At 54.0% G+C, this 1451-nt stretch carries 2 protein-coding genes; both read left to right on the top strand.

The features are described from left to right. Nucleotides 1-131 precede the first annotated feature (131 nt). Entirely contained in the window at nucleotides 132-1022 is an 891-nt protein-coding gene (rfbA, locus tag E0765_RS03545; protein WP_132811847.1) for a glucose-1-phosphate thymidylyltransferase RfbA, read from the top strand. A gap of 97 nt (nucleotides 1023-1119) precedes the next feature. Next, nucleotides 1120-1451: GDP-mannose 4,6-dehydratase (locus E0765_RS03550; RefSeq protein ID WP_132811848.1), on the top strand; the 332-nt coding region annotated here is incomplete at its 3' end.

A 1451-nucleotide genomic window follows, 5' to 3' on the forward strand; every position in this document is an offset into this window, starting at 1 on the left:
GAGCATGCAAGCCAAGCGGCAAGTAGATAAGCAATCACCACATCCTCGAGAACCTTTGAAATATGGGTGCTATCTGCTATAATTCCTCTTGAACAGCCGAAAGACGATGGATGGAAAGGTCGTTTCTATTGATGAAGGGAATCATCCTGGCCGGCGGCAGCGGGACCCGCCTCTATCCCCTCACCCAGGTCATATCCAAGCAATTGCTTCCTATATATGATAAGCCCATGATCTACTATCCGCTGTCAGTCTTGATGTTGGCGGATATCCGGGAAATCCTGATCATTTCAACTCCGGACGATGTTCCCCGTTTCAAACAGCTACTGGGTGATGGCAGCCAGTTAGGCCTGTCGCTCAGTTATGCGGTGCAGCCATCCCCGGACGGATTAGCTCAGGCCTTCATAATCGGGGCCGATTTCATCGGCGAAGATCGAGTGGCCATGATCCTGGGTGACAACATATTTTACGGTCAAGGGTTCACGCCCATGCTGCGGCGGGTGGCGGCTCGTAAGCAAGGGGCCACGGTCTTCGCCTATCGGGTCAAAGATCCCCATCGATTCGGAGTGATCGAATTCGATAATGAACAGCGGGCCATTACCATCGAGGAAAAACCATCCCAAGCCCGCTCTAACTATGCGGTAACTGGCTTGTATTTTTATGACAATAGTGTGGTCGAACTGGCGCGTAACCTCAAGCCCTCCGCGCGGGGGGAGCTGGAGATAACCGATCTCAACCGTTTGTACTTGGACCAGGGTCAGCTCAATGTAGAGTTGCTGGGTCGGGGCTTCGCCTGGTTGGACACCGGTACCTTCGAGGCTTTGCAGCAGGCTGCTCTTTTCGTAGAGACCCTGCAGAACCGGGCAGGTTTCAAAGTGGCCTGCCCGGAGGAGATCGCCTATTACAACCATTGGATCAATCGTGACCAACTGTCGGCCCTGGCTGGGAAACTTCGCAACAATGAATACGGGCAGTATCTGCTGGACATCGCCGCCAGCGATTTCGGCAGAACCCCCCAGGGATAAGAGACAATGTCACTCTGAACGCACAAAAGAGTCCGGCCGGGTGGAATAACCAAGGCGCTGCGCCCGGAGGTGACTACGCTCAAGGAGGTATCGAGGCATGGGGCCGGAGGATAGTACTCTGACAAACATATTAATCACCGGAGGAGCCGGCTTCATCGGCTCCAATTTCGTGCCCTACTTCCTGCAAGAGCACCCCGATTACCAGCTGGTCAATCTGGATCTGCTGACCTATGCCGGCGATCTCGATAATCTGCGGGAGGTGGCTGACCACCCCCGTTATCATTTCATCCAGGGAGATATCGGCGACCGGGAACTGGCCGAAAAGATATTTACCGGCTATGACATCCGCGGGGTGATCCATTTCGCCGCCGAATCTCATGTGGATAATTCCATCGCCGGCCCGGATGTGTTTATCCAAACCAATATCAA

It is taken from the genome of Sulfuricurvum sp. IAE1, from assembly GCF_004347735.1.
In the GTDB taxonomy this organism is placed as follows: Bacteria; Campylobacterota; Campylobacteria; order Campylobacterales; family Sulfurimonadaceae; genus Sulfuricurvum.

Bases quoted from the DNA above. Each gene is read 5' to 3' on its own strand.
- rfbA (WP_132811847.1), top strand. From the start codon at position 132: ATGAAGGGAATCATCCTGGCCGGCGGCAGCGGGACCCGCCTCTATCCC.